The following is a 22,326-nucleotide window of genomic DNA, read 5'->3' on the forward strand; positions in this document are numbered from 1 at the left end:
CCGCCATGCCCCTTTCCTGGAATCAACTCACGTGCACGCCCGATAAAGACGCCATTGACGCCCTCGCTGCGTCGTGGAGCTGGTGCATCGGCGATGCATTCACGCCGCTGCTGTTCACCGCGCTGGGCGATATGTTCTACGAGGCCGATGAAGGTGGCATTTACTGGCTGAACACCGGTACGGCGGAAGTGGAGCGCGTGGCAGATGACGTGGATGCGTTCAACCAGTTGCTTCGCGAAGAGATCGCCGATGAATGGTTGCTGCCGCCGTTGATCGAAGCACTGATCGACGCAGGCAAGGTATGCGCCGAAGGCGAATGCTATACGTACGTGACGCTGCCGGTATTCGCCGAGGGCGAGTATACGGTTGAGAACTTCAACCCGGTGCCCGCGCGCGAACATTTCGAACTCACCGGTTCAGTGCTGCAGCAGCTGCAGGATGTCCCCGACGGCACCGACGTCAATATCGACATCACGCACTAGTGGTGATCAGAAGAAGAAATCGTCTTCACGCTGGTGGCGAATCGCGATGATGGACACGTGGCTCTTGCCGATGGCGTACAGCGCCACGTATCCGCCTGATCCAAAGGGTACGACCAGCTCGCGATGAAAGGGCATGGTCGGGTCGGCCTTGCGACACGTGAAAGGAAACTGTTCGAGGATCGCTGTCGCTCCGATGATCGTTTCCAGCGCGCGAGCCGCGGCGTCCGGGCTCACGTCGCGAAGGAAGCTCGTCAATCGGAACAGGTCATCGCGCGCTTCGTCCGTGTAACGGACCTCGTATCTCATGCCTTGCCTTTCTTCTGCCCGCTGAGGCCGAGTCGTTCGGCGAGCTCTTTATGTACGCTTTCAGCCGAGTGGTAGATGCCCGTGCTTTCCGCTTTCGCGTGTGAGGCAAGCCCGCGGGTGATGAAGTCCCGCTGCATGGTGCGGCGTTCGATGGCTTCAGTCAGGGCGGTCTCCACGAACGAGGAGAGCGTTTCTTCATCGCGCAACACCGACTCTGCGCGCTCGCGGAACGCGGGTTCAACGCGGATCGATGGAATCGTTGCCGTTTTCATGACGCGCCTCGTGCATTGCAATTGCGATGCAATGTAGCACGACGTGTCAAACGCCGTATCGCCCCCGCTCAGGCCCGCGAGCAGGCGGCCGCCCTCGACTCCAGCAGGTGCCGCTCGCGCTCGTTGCGCGTCATGCCCGCTGCCTGCAGGAAGGCCTCGCGGGCGGCGTTGAACTGGCCAAGGCGAAACAGCAGATCGCCGCGGACGCTGGGCAGGAGGTGGTAGTCCTTCAGTGCCGGCTCGTCGATCAGCGCGTCGACGATCGCCAGGGCAGGGCCCGGACCATCGGCCATGGAGACGGCGACCGCACGGTTGAGCTCGACCACGGGCGAGGGCATGACATCCACGAGCTCCGCGTAGAGGCTGGCGATGCGCCGCCAGTCGGTATCCTCACCGCGCGGTGCGCGGGCATGGCAGGCGGCAATCGCGGCCTGCAGCGCGTACGGTCCGCGGGCGCCACCGAGTCTTTCCGCGCGCTCCAATGCCGTCAGGCCACGTTGGATAAGCAGGCGATCCCAGCGGCCGCGGTCCTGGTCCATGAGCAGGATGGGTTCGCCATTGGCCCGCGTGCGTGCGCCGGCACGCGAGGCCTGGATTTCCATCAGCGCGACTAGGCCGTGTACTTCTGCCTCGCGAGGCATCAGCTCGGCGATGATGCGGCCCAGGCGCAGTGCTTCTTCGCACAGCCCCGGCCGCATCCAGTCCTCACCCGCCGTGGCGGCATACCCTTCGTTGAAGACAAGGTAGACCACGCGCAGCACAGCGACGAGGCGTTCCTTTAACTCGTCGCCGCGTGGCACTTCGTACACCACGGCTTCACCGGCCAGGGTTCGCTTCGCCCTGACGATGCGTTGCGCCACCGTGGCGTCGGGTACCAGGAACGCGCGGGCGATTTCATCGGTCGTCAGGCCGCCCAGCAGCCGCAGGGTCAGCGCCACCTGGGCTTCGACCGATAGCGCCGGATGGCAGGCGGTGAAGATCAGCCGCAGCATGTCGTCGCCGATATCGTCGTCGAGCGCATCGATCAGGGCGTCGTCATGGGATTCCAGCAGGCCTTCCATATCCTGGCCGAGCGCTTCGAGCTTGCGGCCGGCCATGCGCTCACGGCGGATACGGTCCACCGCGCGGTGCTTCGCCGCCTGGGTCAGCCAGGCGCCCGCGTTGCGCGGCACGCCATCGCGTGGCCACTGTTCGAGGGCCGCGACCAGCGCATCCTGGGCCAGCTCCTCGGCGAGGTCGAGGTCGCGGACCATGCGGGCGATGGTGGCGATAAGCCGGGGCGATTCGATTTTCCAGATCGCGTCGATCGCGCGATGAACGTGGTCTGCCATGGCGACGGATGACAGCACCCGTCGCCATGGCAGGCAAGCCGCGCTGCCGCATTACGCCAGGGGCGCGAGCAGTTCCTTCATGCTGTAAAGCGGGCGAATCTCCAGCCGGGCGTCGTCGCCATCGGGGAACGGGTAGGTTCGTGCCCACGCGATCACGTCATCCAGGCTATCCACCCGCAGTACCCAGAAACCGGCGACCATCTCCTTGATCTCGGCGAACGGGCCATCGAACACCTGTGGCTGGCCCTTGCTGAAACGCACCCGCCTGGCATGGCGGCTGGAGGAGAGGCCGTTGCCGGCGATGAGGTAACCCGCCTCATGGCCGGCGCGGTTGGCCTCGGCCATCTTGCCCAGGATTTCGGCGCCGGGGTTCCAGTCGGTTTCACTGCGTTCGTTGGCTTTCAGCATCACCATGTAGCGCGGCCGGTCCGACTCATCCTCGGCGGGGTCACCGAAGTTGCTGAGCCCACCGGGGCAGCCCACCGGTCGGATCTCGATTTCGGCGTGGCCGTTGGCATCCTCGGCGGGCCAACGCTTTACCCAATCGACGGCGTCCTCCATCGAGTCCGCTTCGATGATGCTGAAGCCGGCCACCAGTTCCTTCGCTTCGGCGAACGGGCCATCCACGATGACCGGCGTCCTGCCGTCGCGGAAGCTGACCCGTACCCCTTCACGGCTGGGCTTGAGCCCCTCACCGGCGAGGAACCGGCCTTCCGAGGCCAGCACGTCGCAATACTCCGCCATGGCATCGAGCAACGGCTGCGTCACGGGCGCACCGGCTTCGGTATCGGCATCCGCCTTACGGACGATCAGGAATCGCATGGGGAGCCTCCTCAGGGGCCTTTCTTTTCGCCGCCGTTCACCATCCACGATACGCCGAAGGCGTCGTCGAGCATGCCGAAACGGTCAGCCCAGAAGGTCTCGCCGACGGGCATGGTGACGGTGCCTTTCTTCGCGAGCGCGGCGAACACTTTCTCGGCTTCCGCGCCGGTCTCGAAGCCGAGCGCGATGGTGCAGCCCTCCACCTTGCCGCTGTGCTTGAACACCGGCGGGGTATCGGAACCCATCAGGATGGCATCACCCACCTGCAGGCGGATGTGCATGACCTTCTCGCCCATCCCGGCCATGTCCTCGGGGGACGGACCGCAGCCCTCGTTCTTCGGCGCATCCGCCGGGGGCGGCGGCATATCCTTGAAGCGGCTGATCATGACGATCTTTCCGCCCAGGGCCTCTTCGTAGAACTTGAACGCTTCTTCGCAGTTGTCCTTGAAGTGCAGGTAAGGGGTGATGTTCATGGCGTGATCCTTGTGTGCGGGGTTGGGTTACTGGCGGGCGGCGATCTCGGCGCGCAGGCGTTCTTCCTGCGCCCGGGCTTCCGGGGTGAATTCGGCACCGAAATCCTCGGCCTCGAATATCTGGCGGATCTCAATCTCGGAGGTTCCGTCCTCGAACGGGTTGGGGCAGCGCTTCATCCACTCGATCGCCTCGTCCAGCGAGCGCACCTGGATGAGCCAGAATCCGGCGATCAGCTCGCGCGTCTCGGCAAACGGCCCATCGATGACCTCGCGACGGTCACCGCTGAAGCGAATGCGTGCACCATCCCTGGTAGGGCGCAGGCCCTCACCGGCCAGCAGTACGCCGGCACGCACCAGTTCCTCGTTGAAGTTGCCCATGGCGGTGATGAGGGCTTCGCTGGGCATGATGCCCGCCTCGGATGCCTGTGTTGCACGGACCATGACCATGAATCGCATCTGCCTTCTCCTTGCCGGTGGCCGGGACGCTTCCCGGCCTTCATGGGTACGTCGAACGACCCCAGGGCCGATCGACATGGCGGCGGAAAAAATTTATCGCGCCGGCCCGCGGTGGTAGCGCACCGGGAAGACAGCATGCAGCAGAGGATTCTCAAAGCATGAGCGACGGGCGCTCAGGCGTCGGCAAAGCGTCCGTGCGGGTCGTTCACGCCCGCCTTGCGCCAGGTCTGGGTGGACCCTGTGCGCGCCTCGGCTTCGAAAACACAGTGCACGCCCTCCCGGGCGAACGTCACCTCGGCGCTGCCGCCGGCCTGCGTAGCCAGCACGCGCTCAATGAAACGGGTGCCGAACCCCCGCTGGACCGGCTGCTCCACGGCAGGGCCTCCCGCCTCCTGCCATTCCAGCCGCACCGAACGGCGCTCGGGCACATAGGCCCAGTGCAGTGCCACGGTGCCGCCCGGCGCCGACAATGCGCCGTACTTGATGGCGTTGGTCAGTAGCTCGTGCAAGGCCATGGCGACGGAAACCGCGGGTTCGGGGCGCAGCATCAGCGCGGGCCCATCCAGCTGTACACGGGTGCCATCCGGGTCGTGTGGGGCGACGGTGGCTTCGACGATACTGCGCAACGCCACCTCCTCCCAGGCTCGGGACACGAGCAGGTCGTGGGCCCCGGCAAGGGCACGCAGCCGGCTCTCGAAGAGGTCCAGGGACTGCTCCACCGGCCGCTCACCACGGAAACTCTGGATCGCCATGGCCTGGACAACGGCCAGGGTGTTCTTTACCCGGTGGTTGAGCTCGTTGATCAGGATGCGCTGGGCACGTTGGGCATCGCGATGGGCCGTGACGTCGATGCAACTGCCCCAGTAGCCGGCGAAATGGCCATCCCGATAGAACGGTGCGCCGTTATCGAGCATCCAGCAGTACTCGCCGTCCCGCCGGCGCAGGCGGTATTCCATGGAGAAGGGTTCGCGGGCGTCGAACGCACCCGTGTACACGGCAAGGCAGCCCTGGAGGTCTTCCGGGTGCACGCCTTCGGCCCAGCCGTTGCCCACTTCCTCTTCCATGGTGCGCCCGGTGTAATCCAGCCAGGGCCTGTTGAACCAGTCGCAGAGCTTGTCCACGCCGGAGCGCCAGATCATGACCGGCGCGAAATCGGCCAACTCGCGAAATTCGCGATCCGAGGTGGCGATGGCCCGCTGGAAGGGACTGGTGGCGTATTCGCTCATCGATTCTCACCGTCGCGGTCCACGCGTCGCCTCCTGATCCCTCGGCGCGGGACATCCATGGTGGTCCGCGCGATCCATCGCGCCGGGACCCTTCGCCGCCGACGCGCCGAAGTCAGCCCACGATAACGCGTTTATCACGCGGCGTGCATGGCGCCACGCCGTGGCGTGAGCCCGGTCACGCGGGCACGGTTACGTAAGCGATTTCAGAATTACCGTATTGCATTGGCGCGTTGCCCGTGGACGGCCCGAACCCGGTCGTCGATATGTCAGAATCCTGCCGCCAGCGTGACAGGGGTGACGCGCAGGCTATGTCCGGGGACAACCGCTTGAAGCATGGCCGCGCACTGCGTGGCAGCGGCGGCGTGCACCCCGGGCCCCTCGGCGGCCAACCGCCCAACATGAAAGGATCGGAACGGAACATGGATCTTCTGCGCTTCCTCGCAATGCTCCCGGTGCGCCTGCTGCGCGGCCTGGGCTGGCTGCTTGCCTTCCTGCTGCGGCCCATCTTCGGCAACGTGGCCTGGTCTGCACCGGCATGGGTGCCCGCTACCGGCAAGGCCGCGCGCCAGCATCCGCTGAAGTTCACCGGCACGATCGCCGGTGTCCTGCTCTTGGTGGCAGCGGGGTGGTTTGGCTGGCATTGGTGGGTCAACCGGCCCAAGGCGGCGGAGCCCAACCGGATCACGTTCGAGGTGGTCGCACCGGCCGTTACCGATTACAGCGATACGCGCCCGGATATCCATCCGCTGGAAATTCGCTTCTCCGGTTCCGCGGCACGCATTGAATCGTTGGGCAAGCCGGTCACGGATGGCATTGCGCTGGAACCCCGGCAGGGTGGCCAGTGGAAATGGCAGGACGACCGTACGCTGGTGTTCACCCCCGCCACCGATTGGCCGGTAGGCCGCAAGTTCGAGGTCCGCTTCGACAAGGCAAAGGTTTTCGCCCCGCAGGCGTTGCTTGCCGACGACGAGGCCAGCTTCAACACCGTGCCGTTCACCGCGCGCGTCACCAACGGGGAGTTCTACCAGGATCCGCAGGATCCAACCCGGCGCAAGACCATCATCCAGTTGGCCTTCAACTACCCGGTGGATGCGGCCGAGCTCGAAAAGCGCATTGCGCTTGACCTGCGCGAGCACGACCAGAAGCACGGGAACGACCTGAAGTTCAGCGTCACGTACGACGAACACCACCTTAATGCCTTCGTGCACTCCATGCCCCTCCAACTGCCGCGCGATGATGGCGCCGTCGGCATGAAAGTGGCAGATGGCGTACGCAGCAGCCGCGGCGGCGATGGTACGGAGAAAGCGCTGGAGACCAGCGTTCGGGTACCCGGCCTGTACAGCCTGAAGATCAACGAGATGCAGGCCACCCTGGTCGACAACGATCGCTTCGAACCGGAGCAGGTCGTGACCATGGCCTTTGCCAGCGCGGTGAGCGACACCGACCTGGCGAAGCACGTGCGCGCATGGATCATCCCTAAGGATGCAAAGGCTTTTGGCGCAAGCACCGTGCGTGAGGCGGACCTGCGTGGGTGGGCCTCGGCAAAAGCCGAGGTCGTCCCGACCGAAAACGACTGGTCGGAGACACAGAGCTTCCGCTTCCATGCCCAGCCTGGTGATCGCCTGTACGTGCGTGTCGAGAAGGGCATGACCTCGTTCGGTGGTTACGTGATGCCGAACGCCTATGCGGAGATCCTGCCGGTACCCGAGTACCCGCGCCTGCTCCGTTTCATGTCCGATGGCGCCTTGTTGTCGCTCTCGGGGGACCACCGGGTATCGATCGTCTCGCGGAACATGCCGGGCCTGCGCGTGGAAGTAGGCCGTGTGCTACCCGATCAGTTGCAGCACCTGGTCACCATGTCGGGGGGTAGCTTTGCCAAGCCCTACCTGTATGGCATCAGCGAGGACAACATCACCGAGCGCTTCGTGAAGAAGGTGCCTATCGCCGACGAAGGCCCGGGCAAGGCGCATTACGAAGGGTTCGATGTCGGCCAGTACCTGGCCAGCGGCAAGCGTGGTGTATTCCTGCTCAAGTTGCAGGGCTTCGATCCGGCCCGCGAGAAGGAAATGCGCGAGAAGGCCATGCAGGCCGCGCGCGAAGCCGCAGGCCGGGAAGCCGGTGGCGATCCGGATGCCGAGGCTGCGGCGGCCGGTGAGCGCTTCGATCGTGAAGGCGGCTATACGTCGTACGAGTGGCCCAGCGACCAGCGCCTTGTCGTCATCACCGATCTGGGCGTGATCGCCAAGCGCGCCGCCGACGGCAGCCGCGATATCTATGTGCAGTCGATCCGCAGCGGCCAGCCGGCATTGGGCGCATCGGTATCGATCATCGCCAAGAACGGCACCACCCTGCTCACCCAGGCCACGGGCGCCGACGGCCACGCGCACTTCGCGGGGCTGGCGGGTTTCCTCCAGGAGAAGGAGCCGGCGATGGTCGTGGTGCGCCAGGGCGAGGATCTCTCGTTCCTGCCGATCAGTGCTCGCGACCGCCAGCTCGATTTCTCGCGTTTCGACGTGGGTGGCGATGTGAGCCCGGCCAGCGCGGGGCAGCTTTCCGGTTACCTGTTTTCCGACCGTGGCATCTACCGGCCTGGTGATCAGTTCCACATCGGCCTGATCGTGCGGGCTAGTACGTGGACCCGGAGCGTTGCGGGCATCCCGCTCGTCGCGCAGATCGTCGACCCACGCGGTACCACGGTGCGCCAGCAACCCGTCACGATGGACCAGGCCGGGTTCGCCGAGCTGGACTACACCACCGCGGAAACCTCGCCCACGGGCAACTGGACCGTGAACCTGTACATCGCGAAGGACGGCAAACCGTACTCGCAGATCGGTGACACCACCGTACAGGTGAAGGAGTTCCAGCCCGATCGCATGAAGGTATCTGCAAAGCTTTCCTCTGCCGTGGCCGAAGGCTGGGTGAAGCCGGCGCAACTGAAAGCGCTGGTCGATGTACAGAACCTGTTCGGTACGCCGGCGGCAGGCCGCCGCGTGGAAGGTTCGCTGACCTTGCGCCCCGCGTTCCCGTCGTTCCCCAGCTATAAGGATTACCACTTCTACGACATCCGCCGCGCGAAGGATGGCTTCGAAGAGAAGCTGGCCGACCAGAAGAGCGACGACAAGGGGCACGCGGAATTCCCGCTGGACCTTTCCCGCTACGCCGACGCCACGTACCAGCTCTACTTCCTGGCCAAGGCCTACGAAGCAGAAGGTGGGCGCAGCGTGGCGGCGGCCACCCAGGGCATGGTCTCGTCGAACGACTGGCTGGTGGGCTACAAGGCGCCGGATAACCTGGACTATGTGGCGCGCGATGCCGTGCGCAGCGTGAACCTGGTCGCGATCAACCCCGAAGCGAAGCGCATGGACCTGGCGGGCCTCAAGCAGGCCATCGTCGAAACGCGCTACGTCTCGGTGCTGACCAAGCAGGACTCGGGCGTTTACAAGTACGAATCCAAGGCACGCGAGACCACGCTCTCGGAAACGGCCCTCACGATCCCGGCGGCCGGCCTCGATGTCACCTTGCCGACGACCAAGCCAGGTAACTTCGCGTTGGTCGTGAAGAACGCTGATGGCAAGGAAGTGAATCGCGTGGCGTGGTCGGTCGCGGGCGAAGGCAACGTGTCGCGCTCGCTGGAACGTAACGCCGAACTGCAGCTCGCCCTGTCGAAGAAGGACTACGCACCGGGCGAATCCGTGGATATCGCGATCCGCGCGCCTTACGCCGGCAGCGGCCTCATCACCATCGAGCGCGACAAGGTGTACGCGCATGCCTGGTTCCACGCCGACACCACCAGTTCCGTCCAGCACATCACGGTGCCGGCGGGCTTCGAGGGTAACGGCTATATCAACGTGCAGTATGTGCGGGATCCGTCGTCCGATGAGATCTTCATGAGCCCGCTCTCGTTCGGTGTCGTGCCGTTCTCGGTGAACATGGATGCGCGCAAGGAAGGCCTGCGCGTGGAAACACCTGACCTGGTCAAGCCGGGCGATACGCTCACCATGCATGTCACCTCGGGCACGCCGACGCGGGCCGTGGTGTTCGCCGTCGATGAAGGCATCCTGCAGGTCGCGCGCTACAAGCTGGGCGACCCGCTGCAGTACTTCTTCCGCAAGCGCATGCTCGAGGTGAGCACCACGCAGATCCTTGACCTGATCATTCCCGACTTCACCAAGCTGACCACGCTCGCCGCGCCGGGTGGCGATGCCGAGGGCGCCATCGGCCGCCAGCTCAACCCGTTCCGGCGCAAGCAGGACAAGCCGGTGGCGTTCTGGTCGGGCATCGTGGATGTGGACGGCAGCCGCGACCTCACGTGGAAAGTGCCGGATTACTTTAACGGCAAGCTGCGCGTGATGGCCGTGGCGGTATCGCCGGAGCGCATCGGTACGTTCGAAGGTGCCACGACGGTCCGCGGCGATTTCGTGCTCTCGCCGAACGTACCGACCACGCTGGCCCCGGGCGACGAGGCCGAGGTGAGCGTTGGCGTGGCTAACAACCTCACCGGATTGGGGGGCAAAACCATCCCGGTGTCCGTCGAGCTGAAGGTGGGCCCGCAGCTGCAGGTCGTGGGCAGCGCGACGCAGACGCTCCAGCTGGGCGAGATGCGCGAAGGTGCAGCGATCTTCCGCGTGCGTGCCACGGACAAGCTCGGCTCAGGCCACCTGGCGTTCAGCGCCGGAGCCAATGGTAAATCCGCACGTCAGGGCGTGGATGTCTCGGTGCGCCCGGCCTCAGCCATGCGTACCGAGCTGGCTTTCGGTCATGTCGATGCGCACGGCCGTGCCGATATATCCCCATTGCGCGACATGTTCGACGCGTACGCTCGCCGCGACGCGGCGTTCTCGACGGTCCCGGTAGTGCTGGCGCGTGGGCTTGCCGCGTATCTGGTCGATTTCCCGCACGCGTGCACGGAACAGGTCATCAGCGCGGCGATGCCTGCGTTGATCCTGGGCAAGCGTCCGGAATTCGGCGATATCAAGCCAGCGCAGATGTTCGATGGCGCGGCGCCGCCGGCCGATCCCGTAGCGGCGCTGTTCGATACGTTGCGCGCGCGGCAGAACGGGCAGGGCGGTTTCGGCCTGTGGACCGCGACGCCGGATACGCACGTGTTCGCCACCGATTACGCCGTGCACTACCTGATCGAAGCCGGCGACCATGGCGTGGCCGTGCCGCGCGATATGCTGGATGCGGCGAACAAGGCCCTACGCCAGGTTGCCGCCGACGACAGCGGCGACAGCCTGGCCGAGATGCGCCAGCGCGCCTATGCCATCTACCTGCTGACCCGCCAGGGCGTCGTCACCACCAACGACCTGGCCTCGGTACAGCGACGCCTGCAGGATGCGTATGCCACGACGTGGAAGGACGACCTCGCGGCCGCCTGGGTCGCCGCTTCGTATCGACTGCTGCACCAGGACCGCGTCGCCAACGACCTGATGGCCGGGCCGCGCAAGCTGCTCCTGCGCAAGGCCACCAACGAGCCGTACAGCTATGGGGAGTACTACGACCCGGCTATCCGTGACGCCACCGTGCTTTACCTGCTGGCAAAGCACTTCCCTGAGCAGGCAAAGGATCTGCCGCCGACACTGGTCGATACGCTGGTGCGCCCGCTGGGCCAGGGCCACTACAACACGCTGTCGTCGGGCATGATTATCCTCGCCCTGGATGCCTGGGCGAAGGACGGCGGTGCCGTGGTCGACAAGCTGTCGATCGGGTCGGTGGCGAAGGATGGCGCCGTCACGCCGATCGGCAAGCCGGAGGGCGTGCTGCTCGATGCGAAGTTCAGCGCCGCTGCCCAGCGCCTGCGTCTGGTCAACGATGCCGACAGCACCGGCTGGTACGCCGTGACCCAGGCGGGCTTCGACCGCGCGCCTTCCAGCCAGGTGCGCAAGGATGGACTCGAGATCACGCGTAGCTATACCGATACCAAGGGCAGTGCGATCAGCAAGGTGAGCGTGGGTGACGAAGTGGATGTGCACGTGCGGATCCGCGCTACGAAGGAGGACGGGGTCAGCAATATCGCCATCACCGATCTGCTCCCGGGTGGTTTCGAACCGGTGATGGATACCCAGGCAGCACCTGCCCCGGATGACCAGGCTGCACCATCGTCCGACGAGACCACGTCGGATACGGAAGGTGGCGATGCCGAAACCGGCCCGGAGGATGATTCGGAAGGCGATGGGAACGCCGCGGATGATGCGACGCCTGCATGGCGTTCGCCGATCGGCAACCCGAACTCCACCTGGAAGCCCGAGTACGCCGATGTGCGCGAGGATCGCGTCGTGGTGTACGGCTACGCATCGACCGATGTGCAGGAGTTCATCTATCGCATCAAGGCGACCAACGCCGGTACCTTCGTGATCCCGCCCGCGCAGGTGGAATCGCTGTACGACCGCGGTACACAGGCAACGGCACCGGGTGGCGGCAAGCTCACGGTGGAGTCGAAGCCCTGACGTGAAGGGGTTTTTCTCCCGCTTCGGCTGGCCGCGCTGGCACAACGTCCTCGTGGCGTTGTTGCTGGTCGCGGCCGTGCCGGTCGCCTGCCGGCTCTGGCCACACGATCCCCTGCGGGCGTGGCTGCCCTCGTCCACGGCCATTTACGATGACCGCGGGCAGTTGCTGCGCCTCACCCTTGCCAGCGATGACCGCTACCGCTTGTGGGTGCCGCTGGAGGACATCTCGCCGGCGCTCGTCGATGGCGTGTTGTTGCACGAGGACCGCTGGTTCCGTTGGCACCCTGGCGTGTCCGCGTGGGGGTTGCTGCGCGGTGCATGGGTGACTTACGTACGCCACGGCAATCCGCAGGGTGGCTCCACGATCACCATGCAGCTGGCACGCCTGCTGTGGCACCTGGATACGCGCACGCCGGGTGGCAAGATCGTCCAGGCGATGCGTGCGGTGCAGCTCGAACTGCAGTATTCCAAACACGACATCCTGGAGGCCTACCTCAACGCGGCACCTTACGGGCGCAATGTCGAAGGCGTGGGAGCGGCCAGCCTTGCGTACTTCAGCAAGCCGCCTGCCAGACTGAGCTTGCCTGAGGCGCTGACCCTGGCGGTGATCCCACAGGAGCCCGCGCGCGGGTTGCCGGGCAACGCCAACGGTACCGGAATCATCGACAAGGCGCTGCGTGCATCACGCGATCGCCTGTTCGTGCGCTGGGTGGCGCGGCATCCCGGGGACGCCAGTGCGCGCCCGTTGTTCGATTTGCCCTTGCGCCTGCGCCCACTCTCGCGCCTGCCGTTCGAAGCGCCGCACTTCGTGGAGCAGGTGCTCGCGGACCGTCGCCTGACGGGCGGCGACGACATGCGTGTCACCACGACGCTCGATCTTGGCCTGCAACACAGCCTGGAGCGCCAGGTACGCCAATACGTGGATCATGCGAACGCGCGCGGCATCCGCAATGCGGCCGCGCTGCTCGTCGATACGCGCGACATGGGCATCAAGGCCATGGTGGGCTCGGCGGATTATTTCGATCCGGCGATTTTCGGGCAGGTCAACGGCACGCAAGCCAAACGGTCGCCGGGCTCGACACTCAAACCCTTCATCTACGCGCTGGGTTTCGACCAGGGAATCCTGCACCCCGAGACGGTGCTGCGCGATGTGCCTTCGGCGTTTGGCCCCTATACGCCGGAAAACTTCGATGGCCGGTTCCTTGGCCCGGTGACGGCTACGCAGGCCCTGATCCGCAGTCGAAACATTCCGGCGGTGCAGGTCGCCGCACGCCTGGGCAATCCCAACCTGTACCAGTTCCTGCGCGATGCGGGCGTATCGCGTATGCAGAGTGAAAAGCACTACGGCCTGGCACTGGTGCTCGGCGGCGGCGAAGTCACCATGCAGGAGCTGGCCGGCCTTTACGCCATGCTGGCGAACCGCGGTGAACTTCGGCCGCTACGCACCGAGGCCATGCAACCGCAAACGAAAGGCACGCGGCTGCTCAGCGAAGAAGCCAGTTTCATGGTGATGGATATGCTGCGGCAGAACCCGCGTCCGGACGATGCCGTTGCGGCGCAGCCTTCGCGGTTGCCCGTGTACTGGAAGACCGGCACGTCCTGGGGCTTCCGCGATGCATGGACCGCGGGTTCGTTCGGCCCGTACGTCCTGGTGGTGTGGATTGGCAACTTCGATAGCACCGGCAATCCGGCGTTTGTCGGCGTGGACGCCGCGGCACCGTTGTTCTTTCGTATCGCCGATGCGTTGCGTGCCGAACGGCCGGGTCTGGCGGAACCGATCCGCCGCAACCCACCCAACCTGCGCCGCCTGCCTATCTGCCTGGCCAGCGGCGACCTGCCCAACGCGTGGTGCCCGCAGGTGGGCAGCACCTGGTTCATCCCCGGAAAGTCGCCGATCAAGGTCAGCAACGTGCATCGTCCCGTGGTGGTGGATAACCGCAGCGGCAAGCCCGCCTGCCCGCCGTTCGATCCGGAGACGACGCATGCCGAGGTCTACGAATACTGGCCATCCGACCTTGCCCGTGTGTTCGCCCAGGCCGGCATGGCCCGGCGCCTGCCGCCCCCGTTGCCCGATTGCCAGGGCGGCGGCCAGGCACCGGGCGATCCGCCACGCATCACTTCGCCATTGAAAGGCAGTACCTACCAGGTGCGTGTGTCCCGGTTCGGCACGGAGAAGATCGCATTCACCGCGACGACCGATGCAGGGATCCGTACGTTGTACTGGTTCGTCGATAACGCCTATGTCGGGAGCACCCCTGCGGGCCAGACCTGGATGTGGACACCCGAGCGAACGGGGCGGTTTCTCGTCCGCGTGGTCGATGATCGCGGCGCCTCCGATGCCCGCGAACTCGGCATTGGATCGGTTGAATAGCACGTGTGAATTGCCGTCTGTGAAACCTGTGGGTAAATTCGGCACCCACCGTTCAGCGGGCCCCCGCCAGCGACGATAAGTAGCGCCTGAGGGTCAATCACAGGGCGGGGGCTCTAATGGCATCCAACATCATCGAAGGGCTGCGTTCGTTCATGGGCGCGGGGCGGTCGGGTATGCGCTGCAAGATGGATGCGCTGAACCGGACCCAGGCCGTCATCGAGTTCGCGCTGGACGGCACCATCCTTTCCGCCAACCAGAACTTCCTCGATGCCATGGGCTACACGCTCAAGGATATCCAGGGAAAGCACCACCGGGTGTTCATGGACCCGGCCGAAGCCGAGACGCCTGCCTACGCCGAGTTCTGGAAGCGCCTGGGCTCGGGCCAGCCCGACGTGGGCCTGTACCGCCGCGTCGGCGCCGGTGGCCGCGAGGTATGGATCCAGGCCAGCTACAACCCCGTGCTCGATCGCCGTGGCCGCCCCGTGCGTGTGGTGAAGTTCGCCACCGATGTCACGGAGCAGCGCCTGCGTGCCGCCGACATGGAGGGGCGCCTGGCTGCGATCGACAAGGCGCAGGCGGTGATCAGCTTCACCCTGGATGGTCATATTCTCGAAGCGAACGACAACTTCCTCGCCACCATGGGCTATGAGCGCGACGAAGTGATCGGTCAGCACCATTGCATGTTCGTCGACCGGGCCGAACGTGAGAGCGCGGATTACCTGTCGTTCTGGGAGAAACTCGGCCGCGGCGAATACGATTCGGGCCTGTACCACCGGGTGGACCGGCGTGGTCGCGAGGTGTGGATCCAGGGCAGCTACAACCCGATCTTCGATATGGCGGGGCGCCCGTTCAAGGTGGTGAAGTACGCCACCGATGTCACCGCGCAGACGCGCGCCACGCGCACCTTGCATGCATCACTTACCGAACTGGCCGATACGGTGCCGGCCATCGCCGAGCAGGCGCGGGCGACCAACGCGCTCGCCAACGAAGCCAGCCGCTCCGCGGCCGATGGCGGTGCGATGGTGGATGCGGTGATCGCCACCATGGGCGCTATCCAGGATGGTGCGCGCGATATCGCCGAGATCGTGGGGCTCATCGATTCGATCGCGTTCCAGACCAATATCCTGGCGCTGAATGCCTCGATCGAAGCGGCCCGTTCCGGCGTGCACGGCAAGGGGTTCGCCGTGGTGGCCCAGGAAGTGCGCATGCTCTCGCAACGCAGCGCCGACTCCGCCAAGGACATTCGTTCCCTCATCGAGAACACGCTCGATCGCGTACGCGAGGGCAGCGAGCGCAGTGGCGAGGCCGGCGAGGCCATGCGCAATATCCTCGGTTCCGTCACCACCTTGCTCGATCGCGTAAGCGATGTGGCCCGGGCGACGAACACCCAGGCCGGCGGCATCGACTCGGTCCGCCGCGCGGTCTCCGAACTGGCGTAGGCTTGGGGCTCCTCAATGGGAGCCTGCTGCCATGCCCAGCACCATCATCCCGTGCCTGCGCTACCGCGATGCACCCGCGGCTATCCGGTTCCTTTGCGATGCGTTCGGTTTCAGCGAGCACGCCGTTTACCGGGACGAGACCAACCCGGACATCGTGGTCCATGCCCAGCTGACCTTCGGCGACGGCATGGTCATGCTGGGCTCGGTGATCGGCGATACACCCTTCGCCGAGCACATCGTGCAGCCGGACCAGATCGGCGGGCGCGAAACGCAGTGCCCCTGCGTCACCGTGGCTGACCTGCGCGCGCACTACGAGCGCGCCAAGGCCCACGGCGCCACCATCATCGACGACTACGAGGAGAAGGAGTACGGCGGTGCCGGCTACTCCGCGCGTGACCTCGAGGGCCGCCTCTGGTACTTCGGCAGCTACGACCCGTGGGCGCCGCCCGGCTAGGCCCAGCGGCGGCCGCGCTCGGTCATGTACAGGCGGATTTCGTCTTCGGCGATATCGGCCAGGGCGCGCAGGCCTTCCTTTTGCGTCTCATCCAGCCGGCGCGGTGCATTGTCGATGACGCAGAGGGTGCCCAGCGCGTGGCCGTCGGGGCTGCGCAGGGGGCAGCCCGCATAGAACACCAGGTGTTCGTGGCCTGTCACCAGCGGGTTGTTGCGGAAGCGCTCGTCGTTGCGTGCGTCCTCCACCGTCATGATGTCGTCGCCGAGAATGGCATGCCCACAGAAGGCCCATTCGCGCGGTGTCTGGGACAAACCGGTGCCGCGATGCGACTTGAACCACTGGCGCTGCGAGGTAAGCAGGGTGATCAGCGACACCGGGGTGCCTGCGATCAGGCCGGCCAGCCAGGTGATGCGATCGAACGCCGGCTCAGCCGGCGTATCCAGCAGGCCCGTACGGCCGACGGCCCGAAGCCGGCCCGCTTCGTCGTCGGGTACGGGATAGGAGGGCATGCGCTCCGGGCGAAGCTCGGGCGACATGGCCTGAAGGGGATCCGCCGCCAGGGCCGTACGCTCTTCCAATAACGCAAGGACGGCGCTCTGGCGCATGCGGCGGTGGCCGCCAGGCGTTTTCCAGGACACCAGGGCACCACTTTCGATCCACTTCTGGGCCGTGCTCACGGAAATGCCGAGCAGCCGCGCGGCGTCGCGCGTTGTCAGGGTGGGATCGTCGGTTGGCGTGGTGGCGTTCTGGTAACTCAAGGCGGCTTACAAGTGCGGAAGGAAAGGAAACGCAAGCAATAGCAGATCGACGCTACCACAGCGCTTGCCGCAAAGCGCTTGCCAAACGTTGCGCTTTTCGGTGGCGGTGATGCGATTTTTGAGGGGGTATGCGATGCGGGGCATGGCGGCCTTTCGCGTGGGTGGCATTACGGCGGCCGGGATCGTTACCGCCCCGGATCACCACGTTACCCCCACGCCTTGCATGGCGCAGGCGCCCGGCGAACCCCTTCAGGCGCACCATTTTGCCGTAAATGCACAATGGAGCATCACGAAGACCCGACACGCAGCCGACTCCATGAATACATGACACGGCATCCAATGCCTGGGACCCCTTCCACGCAGGTAAGCCCATGGATGTCGCCGTCAAACAACAGATCCAGGCCGCCCACCCCAAGGCGGCCATCATCACCACATGCATTCTGGCGGCCCTGGCGGGCCTGATGTTCGGCCTGGATATCGGCGTCATTTCAGGCGCCCAGCAATTCATCCAGAAAGACTTCGCCGCCACTGACCGCACCATCGAGTGGGTGGTGAGCAGCATGACCCTCGGTGCCGCCGCTGGCGCTCTGGGCGCGGGTTGGATGTCGGCCACGCTGGGCAGGAAGCGCTCGCTGATGCTGGGCGCCGTGCTCTTCATCGCTGGCTCCCTGTTCTGCGCCCTGGCGTGGAGCCCGGCCAGCCTGATCGCGGCCCGCGTGGTGCTTGGCCTTGCCATTGGCGTGGCGACCTTTACTGCGCCCCTGTACCTCGCTGAGGTCGCCCCGGAGCGCATCCGTGGCGCCATGATTTCCACCTACCAGCTGATGATCACTACCGGCATCCTGCTGGCGTTCCTCTCCGATACGGCCTTCAGCAGCACGGGTAACTGGCGCTGGATGCTCGGCGTGATCGCGGTGCCCGGTGCCCTGTTCATGGTCGGCCTGTTCTTCCTGCCCGATAGCCCACGCTGGCTGCTGCTGCGGGGCCGCAAGGAGGATGCGCAGATCGTGCTGGCGAAGCTGCGTGGCGATGAGCGCGTGGTCGAGAAAGAAATCGCCGATATCGAAGAACAGCTCAAGACGAAGCAGCACGGCTGGAGCATGTTCCGCGAGAACCGCAACTTCCGTCGCTCGGTGGGCCTGGGCATGTTGCTGCAGGCCATGCAGCAGTTCACCGGCATGAACGTGGTGATGTACTACGCACCGCGCATCTTCAAGGAAATGGGCTACGACACCCAGGCGCAGATGTGGTTTACCGCTGCCGTGGGCCTGACCAATGTGCTCGCTACGCTGATCGCCTTCGGCCTGGTCGATCGCCTGGGCCGCAAACCGATCCTGTATGCGGGCTTCAGCATGATGGCGGTGGGCCTGGGTGTGGTCGGCACCATGATGGCGCTCGGCATTAACGGCCGCGCCGAGCAGCTATTCACCGTCGGCATGCTGCTGTTCTTCATCGTCGGCTTCGCCATGTCGGCCGGTCCGCTGATCTGGACGTTGTGCTCGGAGGTGCAACCGCTGAAGGGGCGTGATTTTGGTATCGCCGCCTCGACGTTCACCAACTGGGGCACCAATTGCATCGTTGGCGTCACCTTCCTCAGCCTCATGGCCGGCATCGGCAACGCACAGACCTTCTGGCTGTACGCCGCGCTCAATGCCGTCTTCATCATCTTCACCGCCTGGCTCGTGCCCGAGACCAAGGGTGTGACCCTGGAACAGATCGAGCGCAACCTTATGAGCGGTAAGCCGCTGCGTCGTATCGGCAGCTAAGCGATGCCAAGCCGGGCAGCCGAGCGGCGCAGGTTTGCCCGGTCCATGCCCAGTTCGCGCGCAGCGGCGGCCCAGTTGCCGCCGCTGCGTGCGAGGGACGCTTCGATGCGTTGCCGCTCGTAGAGTTCCAGGGCGGCACGCAGGGGCAAGTCGCTGGTGTCATGCGGTGGCCGTATACCGGCATCGGGAACGCCCGTCGCCCCATCGGCCGATGCGATGTCCAGATCGGTGCCTTCGATGACGAGCACATGGCCCCGCTCCATGCGCGCCAGGGCTTTCAGCGAAGCGCGGCCTACCGTGTGCTCCAGTTCCCGGACGTTGCCCGGCCAACGCCAGCCCAGCAACAGCGCCTGCGCTTCGCTGGCCAGACGGATGCCGGTCAGGCCGAGGCGAGCACGGTTCTCCTCCAGGAAGCCGCCGGCCAGGAGGAGTACGTCGTTACCGCGGTCACGCAGTGCAGGCACGGACAGGGGATAGACGCTCAGCCGGTGATAAAAATCCGCGCGGCAGCGGCCAGCGCGCACTTCATCCGCCAGGTCACGATTGCTGGCGGCGATGATGCGAACATCCACGCGGTGCTCGCGATCGGAGCCGAGGCGCTGCAACTGGCCGCTCTGCATGACGCGGAGCAGTGCGGCCTGGGCACCCAGCGAGAGGTCGGCGACCTCATCCAGGAACAGCGTGCCGTGGTCGGCCAGTTCAAACTTGCCGCGTCGTTCGTTGGTGGCACCGGTGAATGCCCCGCGTACGTGGCCAAACAGTTCGCTTTCCAGCAATTGTTCTGGCAACGCCGCGCAGTTCACGGCGATCAACGGTCGATCCGCGCGCGCGGATGCGGCATGGATGGCCTGCGCCACAAGCTCCTTGCCCGTTCCCGTTTCGCCGCGGATCAACACGGTGAGGTCGCTGTGCGCCACGGTGGCGATATCGTCCTGAAGACGGCGGAAGGCCGGGCTGAGCCCTGCCAGATGGCGAACGGGTGCCTGGCCCGCGGCAAGACGGAAGCCTTCCGCGCGAGAGTGCTCGCGTGCGGCATCCCGCTCCAGGCCGCGCATGCGATCGCCTGCGGCCACCGTGGCACCCGCCAGGCTGGCGAATGCCTTCAGGGTGGCGAGGTCGCCTTCATCGAAGCGGCCTGCCTCGAGCGCATCCAGGGTCACCAGGCCCCACGGCTTGCCATCGACCTTGAGAGGGCAGCCCATGCAGTCGTGGACATCCAGGTGGGGTTCGGCCGCGACCAGGCCGTCGTAGGGATCGGGCAACGGACTATCGGGAGGAAACAACGTTGGTGCGTCGTGGGCGAGAAGCGCCGCGAACCGCGGGTGATCGGCCACCCGAAAGCGACGGCCGAGGGTGTCCACGCTGAGGCCGCTGACAGCGAGCGGCACCAGCTCGGAGCCTTCCAGGCGCAGCAGTGCACTGGCGTCACTGCGTACCAGGCCGCGCAGCACTTCCAGCAGCCGGCGGTAACGCTCGGATTCCGGAAGGTCGCGGGAAAGGTCGTCCACCAGGGGGAGGAGGGCAGCGAGAATGGGGTCTGGCGTAGTCATGTTGACTCGTCGGCGAGTCGGGATGACTCGCTATGGCGAGGGTCATTATGACCCTCGCTATGGCATAACGTATTGATCAAAAAGGTCGCAGGTGGCTGGCACGGCTTGTGGATAGGTACGGGTAACTCCAACGACCCAAAGCGAAGGTCCCCATGCTCTCCCCCGAACACAAAGCCATCGTCCGTGCCACCGTCCCGCTGCTCGAAGCCGGCGGCGAGGCGCTCACCACGCACTTTTACGGGGTTCTGCTGGACGAGCACCCCGAGGTTCGCCCGTACTTCAACCAGGCCAACCAGCTGACCGGCGAGCAGCCGCGCGCACTGGCCAACGGCGTGCTGATGTACGCCAAACATATCGACCAGCTGGAGGCGCTTGGCGATCTGGTCACCATGATCGTCAACAAGCACGTCTCGCTGCGCATTCGCCGCGAGCACTACCCGATCGTGGGCGCCTGCCTGCTCCGCGCCATTCGCGACGTGCTCGGGCCCGAGATCGCCACCGATGCGGTGATCGAGGCATGGGGGGCGGCCTACGGTCAGCTCGCCAACATCCTTGCTGGCGCCGAGGAGGCCATCTACGACGAGCAGGCACTCGCTCCGGGGGGCTGGCGCGATGGGCGCATGTTCCGGGTCGTTGAAAAAACCCGGGAGAGCGACGAAATCACCTCGTTTCGCTTTGCCCCGGTGGATGGGGCTTCCGTGTATGCACACGCACCCGGCCAATACATAGGCCTGCGTGTCATCGTCGATGGACAGGACATGCGGCGGAACTACTCGCTGTCCGCCGCGGCGGATGGAAAAACCTACCGGATCAGCGTGAAACGCCACCCCGGCGGCGCGGTCTCGAACTTCCTGCACGATCAGCTGGCGGTGGGCGGCACCGTGGAGCTATTCCCGCCCGCCGGCCACTTCACGCTGGAGGAAAGCGAGCGCGATGTCGTGCTGATCAGCGGGGGCGTGGGAATCACCCCCACGCTGGCCATGCTCGAGCAGGCGCTGACGACCCGACGCCCGATTCACTTCATCCACGCGGCGCGCCACGGTGGCGCGCACGCCTTCCGCGATACGATTGATGCGCTGGCGGCACGGCACCCCAACCTTAAACGCTACTACTGCTACGAGGCTCCACGCACAGGCGATCCCGAGCCGCATGCGACCGGCCTGCTGGACCGCGAGCGGCTGGCCGCGTGGTTGCCGGCCACCGACACGATAGATGCCTACTTCCTTGGGCCAAAGCCGTTCATGAAAAGCGTGCGCGACGCACTGCGCGATCTTGGCGTGCCCGACGACCGCGCGAAATACGAGTTCTTCGGCCCGGCATCGTCGCTCGACTGATGTACTCCGCCTGGCCGGTGGTTGCCTACTCACCACCGGCAAGGCGATGATCGGCCCTCACGCAAACGGTGGGGGACCGGGCATGTCGCATGGGCAAGAACAGCAACTCGAGCGGCTGACATTCTTTTCAGATGCCGTATTCGCTATCGCGATCACGTTGCTGGTCATCGAGATCCACGTGCCTGACGTGCCAGGGGGCGGCGACGATGCCTGGCTTCAGGCACTGGCACACCTGGTGCCGCATTTTCTCGGCTACTTGCTCAGCTTCGTCGTGGTCGGCGCGCTATGGGCCGCCCACCATCGCGTCTTCGGCATGCTGCAGCGATTCGACCCCGCCATCGTGTGGCGCAATCTGGCACTCCTGATGTCGGTCGCGTTCATGCCGTTCTCATCCGCGCTCATGAGTACGCACCCGACCGAGCGCGTGCCTGAAATGTTCTATTCGTTGAACCTGTTCATCGCGGGGCTGTTGCAATGGCGGCTCTTCCGTACCGCATTGCGCGCGCCGTTTATCGCCGAGGGCGTGCGGGATGAGGATGTCGCTGCCATGAAGCGGAGGACGCTCGCGCTTCCCTTGATGTCGACCTTGTCGTTCATCCTTGCGTTCTGGATCCCGGGGATGAGTAACGTGCCGCTCGTGCTGATGCCCGTGATCGTGACCTGGTTCGCACGCGGTGGTATTCGGCGCCGAACCACAGCGACGACACCTTTGGTTTGAGAATTTCTGCCAATTGTCGTTTTATCGTCTCGCCGATTTTCCTCAAAGAAAGTCTGATTTTTGAGGAAACTTCCATATAACTTTGTAGGGGTAATCCGACAAACTTTCTCCAGCGCTCGCGT

General features: G+C 65.2%; 16 protein-coding genes and 2 pseudogenes. 9 read left to right on the forward strand and 9 right to left on the reverse strand.

Annotation, left to right across the window (positions count from 1 at the left end):
* Nucleotides 1-5 precede the first annotated feature (5 nt).
* Nucleotides 6-482, forward strand: coding sequence for a T6SS immunity protein Tdi1 domain-containing protein (locus L2Y97_RS00870; RefSeq protein ID WP_247431730.1), 477 nt, complete (start codon nucleotides 6-8; stop codon nucleotides 480-482).
* A gap of 6 nt (nucleotides 483-488) precedes the next feature.
* On the opposite strand, the gene L2Y97_RS00875 is transcribed toward L2Y97_RS00870, so the two are convergent.
* The 7 genes from L2Y97_RS00875 to L2Y97_RS00905 form a co-directional block, all read right to left on the reverse strand.
* Nucleotides 489-788 (reverse strand): type II toxin-antitoxin system RelE/ParE family toxin, encoded by a 300-nt coding sequence (locus L2Y97_RS00875; RefSeq protein ID WP_247431733.1) that lies wholly within the window; start codon nucleotides 786-788, stop codon nucleotides 489-491.
* The gene (locus tag L2Y97_RS00880; protein ID WP_247431735.1) at nucleotides 785-1,060 is read right to left on the reverse strand and encodes a YlcI/YnfO family protein; all 276 of its coding nucleotides are present in this window, start codon (nucleotides 1,058-1,060) and stop codon (nucleotides 785-787) included. Before L2Y97_RS00880 ends, L2Y97_RS00875 begins: the two co-directional genes overlap by 4 nt.
* A gap of 68 nt (nucleotides 1,061-1,128) precedes the next feature.
* Nucleotides 1,129-2,391: an RNA polymerase sigma factor gene (locus L2Y97_RS00885; RefSeq protein ID WP_247431738.1), complete on the reverse strand. Its 1,263-nt coding sequence runs from the start codon at nucleotides 2,389-2,391 to the stop codon at nucleotides 1,129-1,131.
* A gap of 51 nt (nucleotides 2,392-2,442) precedes the next feature.
* Nucleotides 2,443-3,213: a YciI family protein gene (locus L2Y97_RS00890; RefSeq protein WP_247431743.1), complete on the reverse strand. Its 771-nt coding sequence runs from the start codon at nucleotides 3,211-3,213 to the stop codon at nucleotides 2,443-2,445.
* An 11-nt stretch (nucleotides 3,214-3,224) separates the two neighbouring features.
* Nucleotides 3,225-3,686 (reverse strand): VOC family protein, encoded by a 462-nt coding sequence (locus L2Y97_RS00895; RefSeq protein ID WP_247431746.1) that lies wholly within the window; start codon nucleotides 3,684-3,686, stop codon nucleotides 3,225-3,227.
* A 27-nt stretch (nucleotides 3,687-3,713) separates the two neighbouring features.
* On the reverse strand, nucleotides 3,714-4,142 hold the full coding sequence (locus tag L2Y97_RS00900) for a YciI family protein (RefSeq protein ID WP_247431749.1): 429 nt from the start codon (nucleotides 4,140-4,142) through the stop codon (nucleotides 3,714-3,716).
* Nucleotides 4,143-4,315: 173 nt separating this feature from the next.
* Entirely contained in the window at nucleotides 4,316-5,368 is a 1,053-nt protein-coding gene (locus L2Y97_RS00905; RefSeq protein ID WP_247431752.1) for an HWE histidine kinase domain-containing protein, read from the reverse strand.
* A gap of 419 nt (nucleotides 5,369-5,787) precedes the next feature.
* On the opposite strand from L2Y97_RS00905, the gene L2Y97_RS00910 reads away from it, so the two are divergent.
* The 5 genes and pseudogenes from L2Y97_RS00910 (at nucleotide 5,788) to L2Y97_RS00925 (ending at nucleotide 16,078) form a co-directional block, all read left to right on the forward strand.
* Complete coding sequence (locus tag L2Y97_RS00910; protein ID WP_247431754.1) at nucleotides 5,788-11,814, forward strand: alpha-2-macroglobulin family protein; 6,027 nt, start codon at nucleotides 5,788-5,790, stop codon at nucleotides 11,812-11,814.
* 1 nt (nucleotide 11,815) lies between these two features.
* Nucleotides 11,816-14,185: a penicillin-binding protein 1C gene (pbpC, locus tag L2Y97_RS00915; protein WP_247431757.1), complete on the forward strand. Its 2,370-nt coding sequence runs from the start codon at nucleotides 11,816-11,818 to the stop codon at nucleotides 14,183-14,185.
* A 185-nt stretch (nucleotides 14,186-14,370) separates the two neighbouring features.
* A pseudogene (locus L2Y97_RS22470) lies at nucleotides 14,371-15,072 on the forward strand (PAS domain-containing protein); the annotation flags it as partial.
* A gap of 150 nt (nucleotides 15,073-15,222) precedes the next feature.
* Nucleotides 15,223-15,624, forward strand: a pseudogene (locus L2Y97_RS22475) (methyl-accepting chemotaxis protein); the annotation flags it as partial.
* Between the two features lie 31 nt (nucleotides 15,625-15,655).
* A complete protein-coding gene (locus tag L2Y97_RS00925; RefSeq protein WP_247431763.1) occupies nucleotides 15,656-16,078 on the forward strand; it encodes a VOC family protein in 423 nt (140 codons plus the stop codon).
* Here the strand turns inward: L2Y97_RS00925 and L2Y97_RS00930 are convergent.
* On the reverse strand, nucleotides 16,075-16,836 hold the full coding sequence (locus tag L2Y97_RS00930; protein WP_247431766.1) for a GAF domain-containing protein: 762 nt from the start codon (nucleotides 16,834-16,836) through the stop codon (nucleotides 16,075-16,077). The two genes, L2Y97_RS00925 and L2Y97_RS00930, sit on opposite strands and share 4 nt — an antisense overlap.
* A 371-nt stretch (nucleotides 16,837-17,207) precedes the next feature.
* Between L2Y97_RS00930 and L2Y97_RS00935 the strand changes: the two genes are divergently transcribed.
* Nucleotides 17,208-18,602, forward strand: a complete 1,395-nt coding sequence (locus L2Y97_RS00935; protein WP_247431769.1) for a sugar porter family MFS transporter — start codon at nucleotides 17,208-17,210, stop codon at nucleotides 18,600-18,602.
* On the opposite strand, the gene norR is transcribed toward L2Y97_RS00935, so the two are convergent.
* Entirely contained in the window at nucleotides 18,599-20,152 is a 1,554-nt protein-coding gene (norR, locus tag L2Y97_RS00940) for a nitric oxide reductase transcriptional regulator NorR (RefSeq protein WP_247431772.1), read from the reverse strand. The two genes, L2Y97_RS00935 and norR, sit on opposite strands and share 4 nt — an antisense overlap.
* A 152-nt stretch (nucleotides 20,153-20,304) precedes the next feature.
* Here norR and hmpA point away from each other — a divergent pair, with 152 nt between their 5' ends.
* Nucleotides 20,305-21,486, forward strand: a complete 1,182-nt coding sequence (hmpA, locus tag L2Y97_RS00945; RefSeq protein ID WP_247431775.1) for an NO-inducible flavohemoprotein — start codon at nucleotides 20,305-20,307, stop codon at nucleotides 21,484-21,486.
* A 157-nt stretch (nucleotides 21,487-21,643) separates the two neighbouring features.
* The gene (locus L2Y97_RS00950; RefSeq protein WP_247431778.1) at nucleotides 21,644-22,204 is read left to right on the forward strand and encodes a TMEM175 family protein; all 561 of its coding nucleotides are present in this window, start codon (nucleotides 21,644-21,646) and stop codon (nucleotides 22,202-22,204) included.
* The last annotated feature ends 122 nt before the right edge of the window (nucleotides 22,205-22,326 follow it).

It is taken from the genome of Luteibacter aegosomatissinici (assembly GCF_023078495.1).
Lineage (GTDB): Bacteria > Pseudomonadota > Gammaproteobacteria > Xanthomonadales > Rhodanobacteraceae > Luteibacter > Luteibacter aegosomatissinici.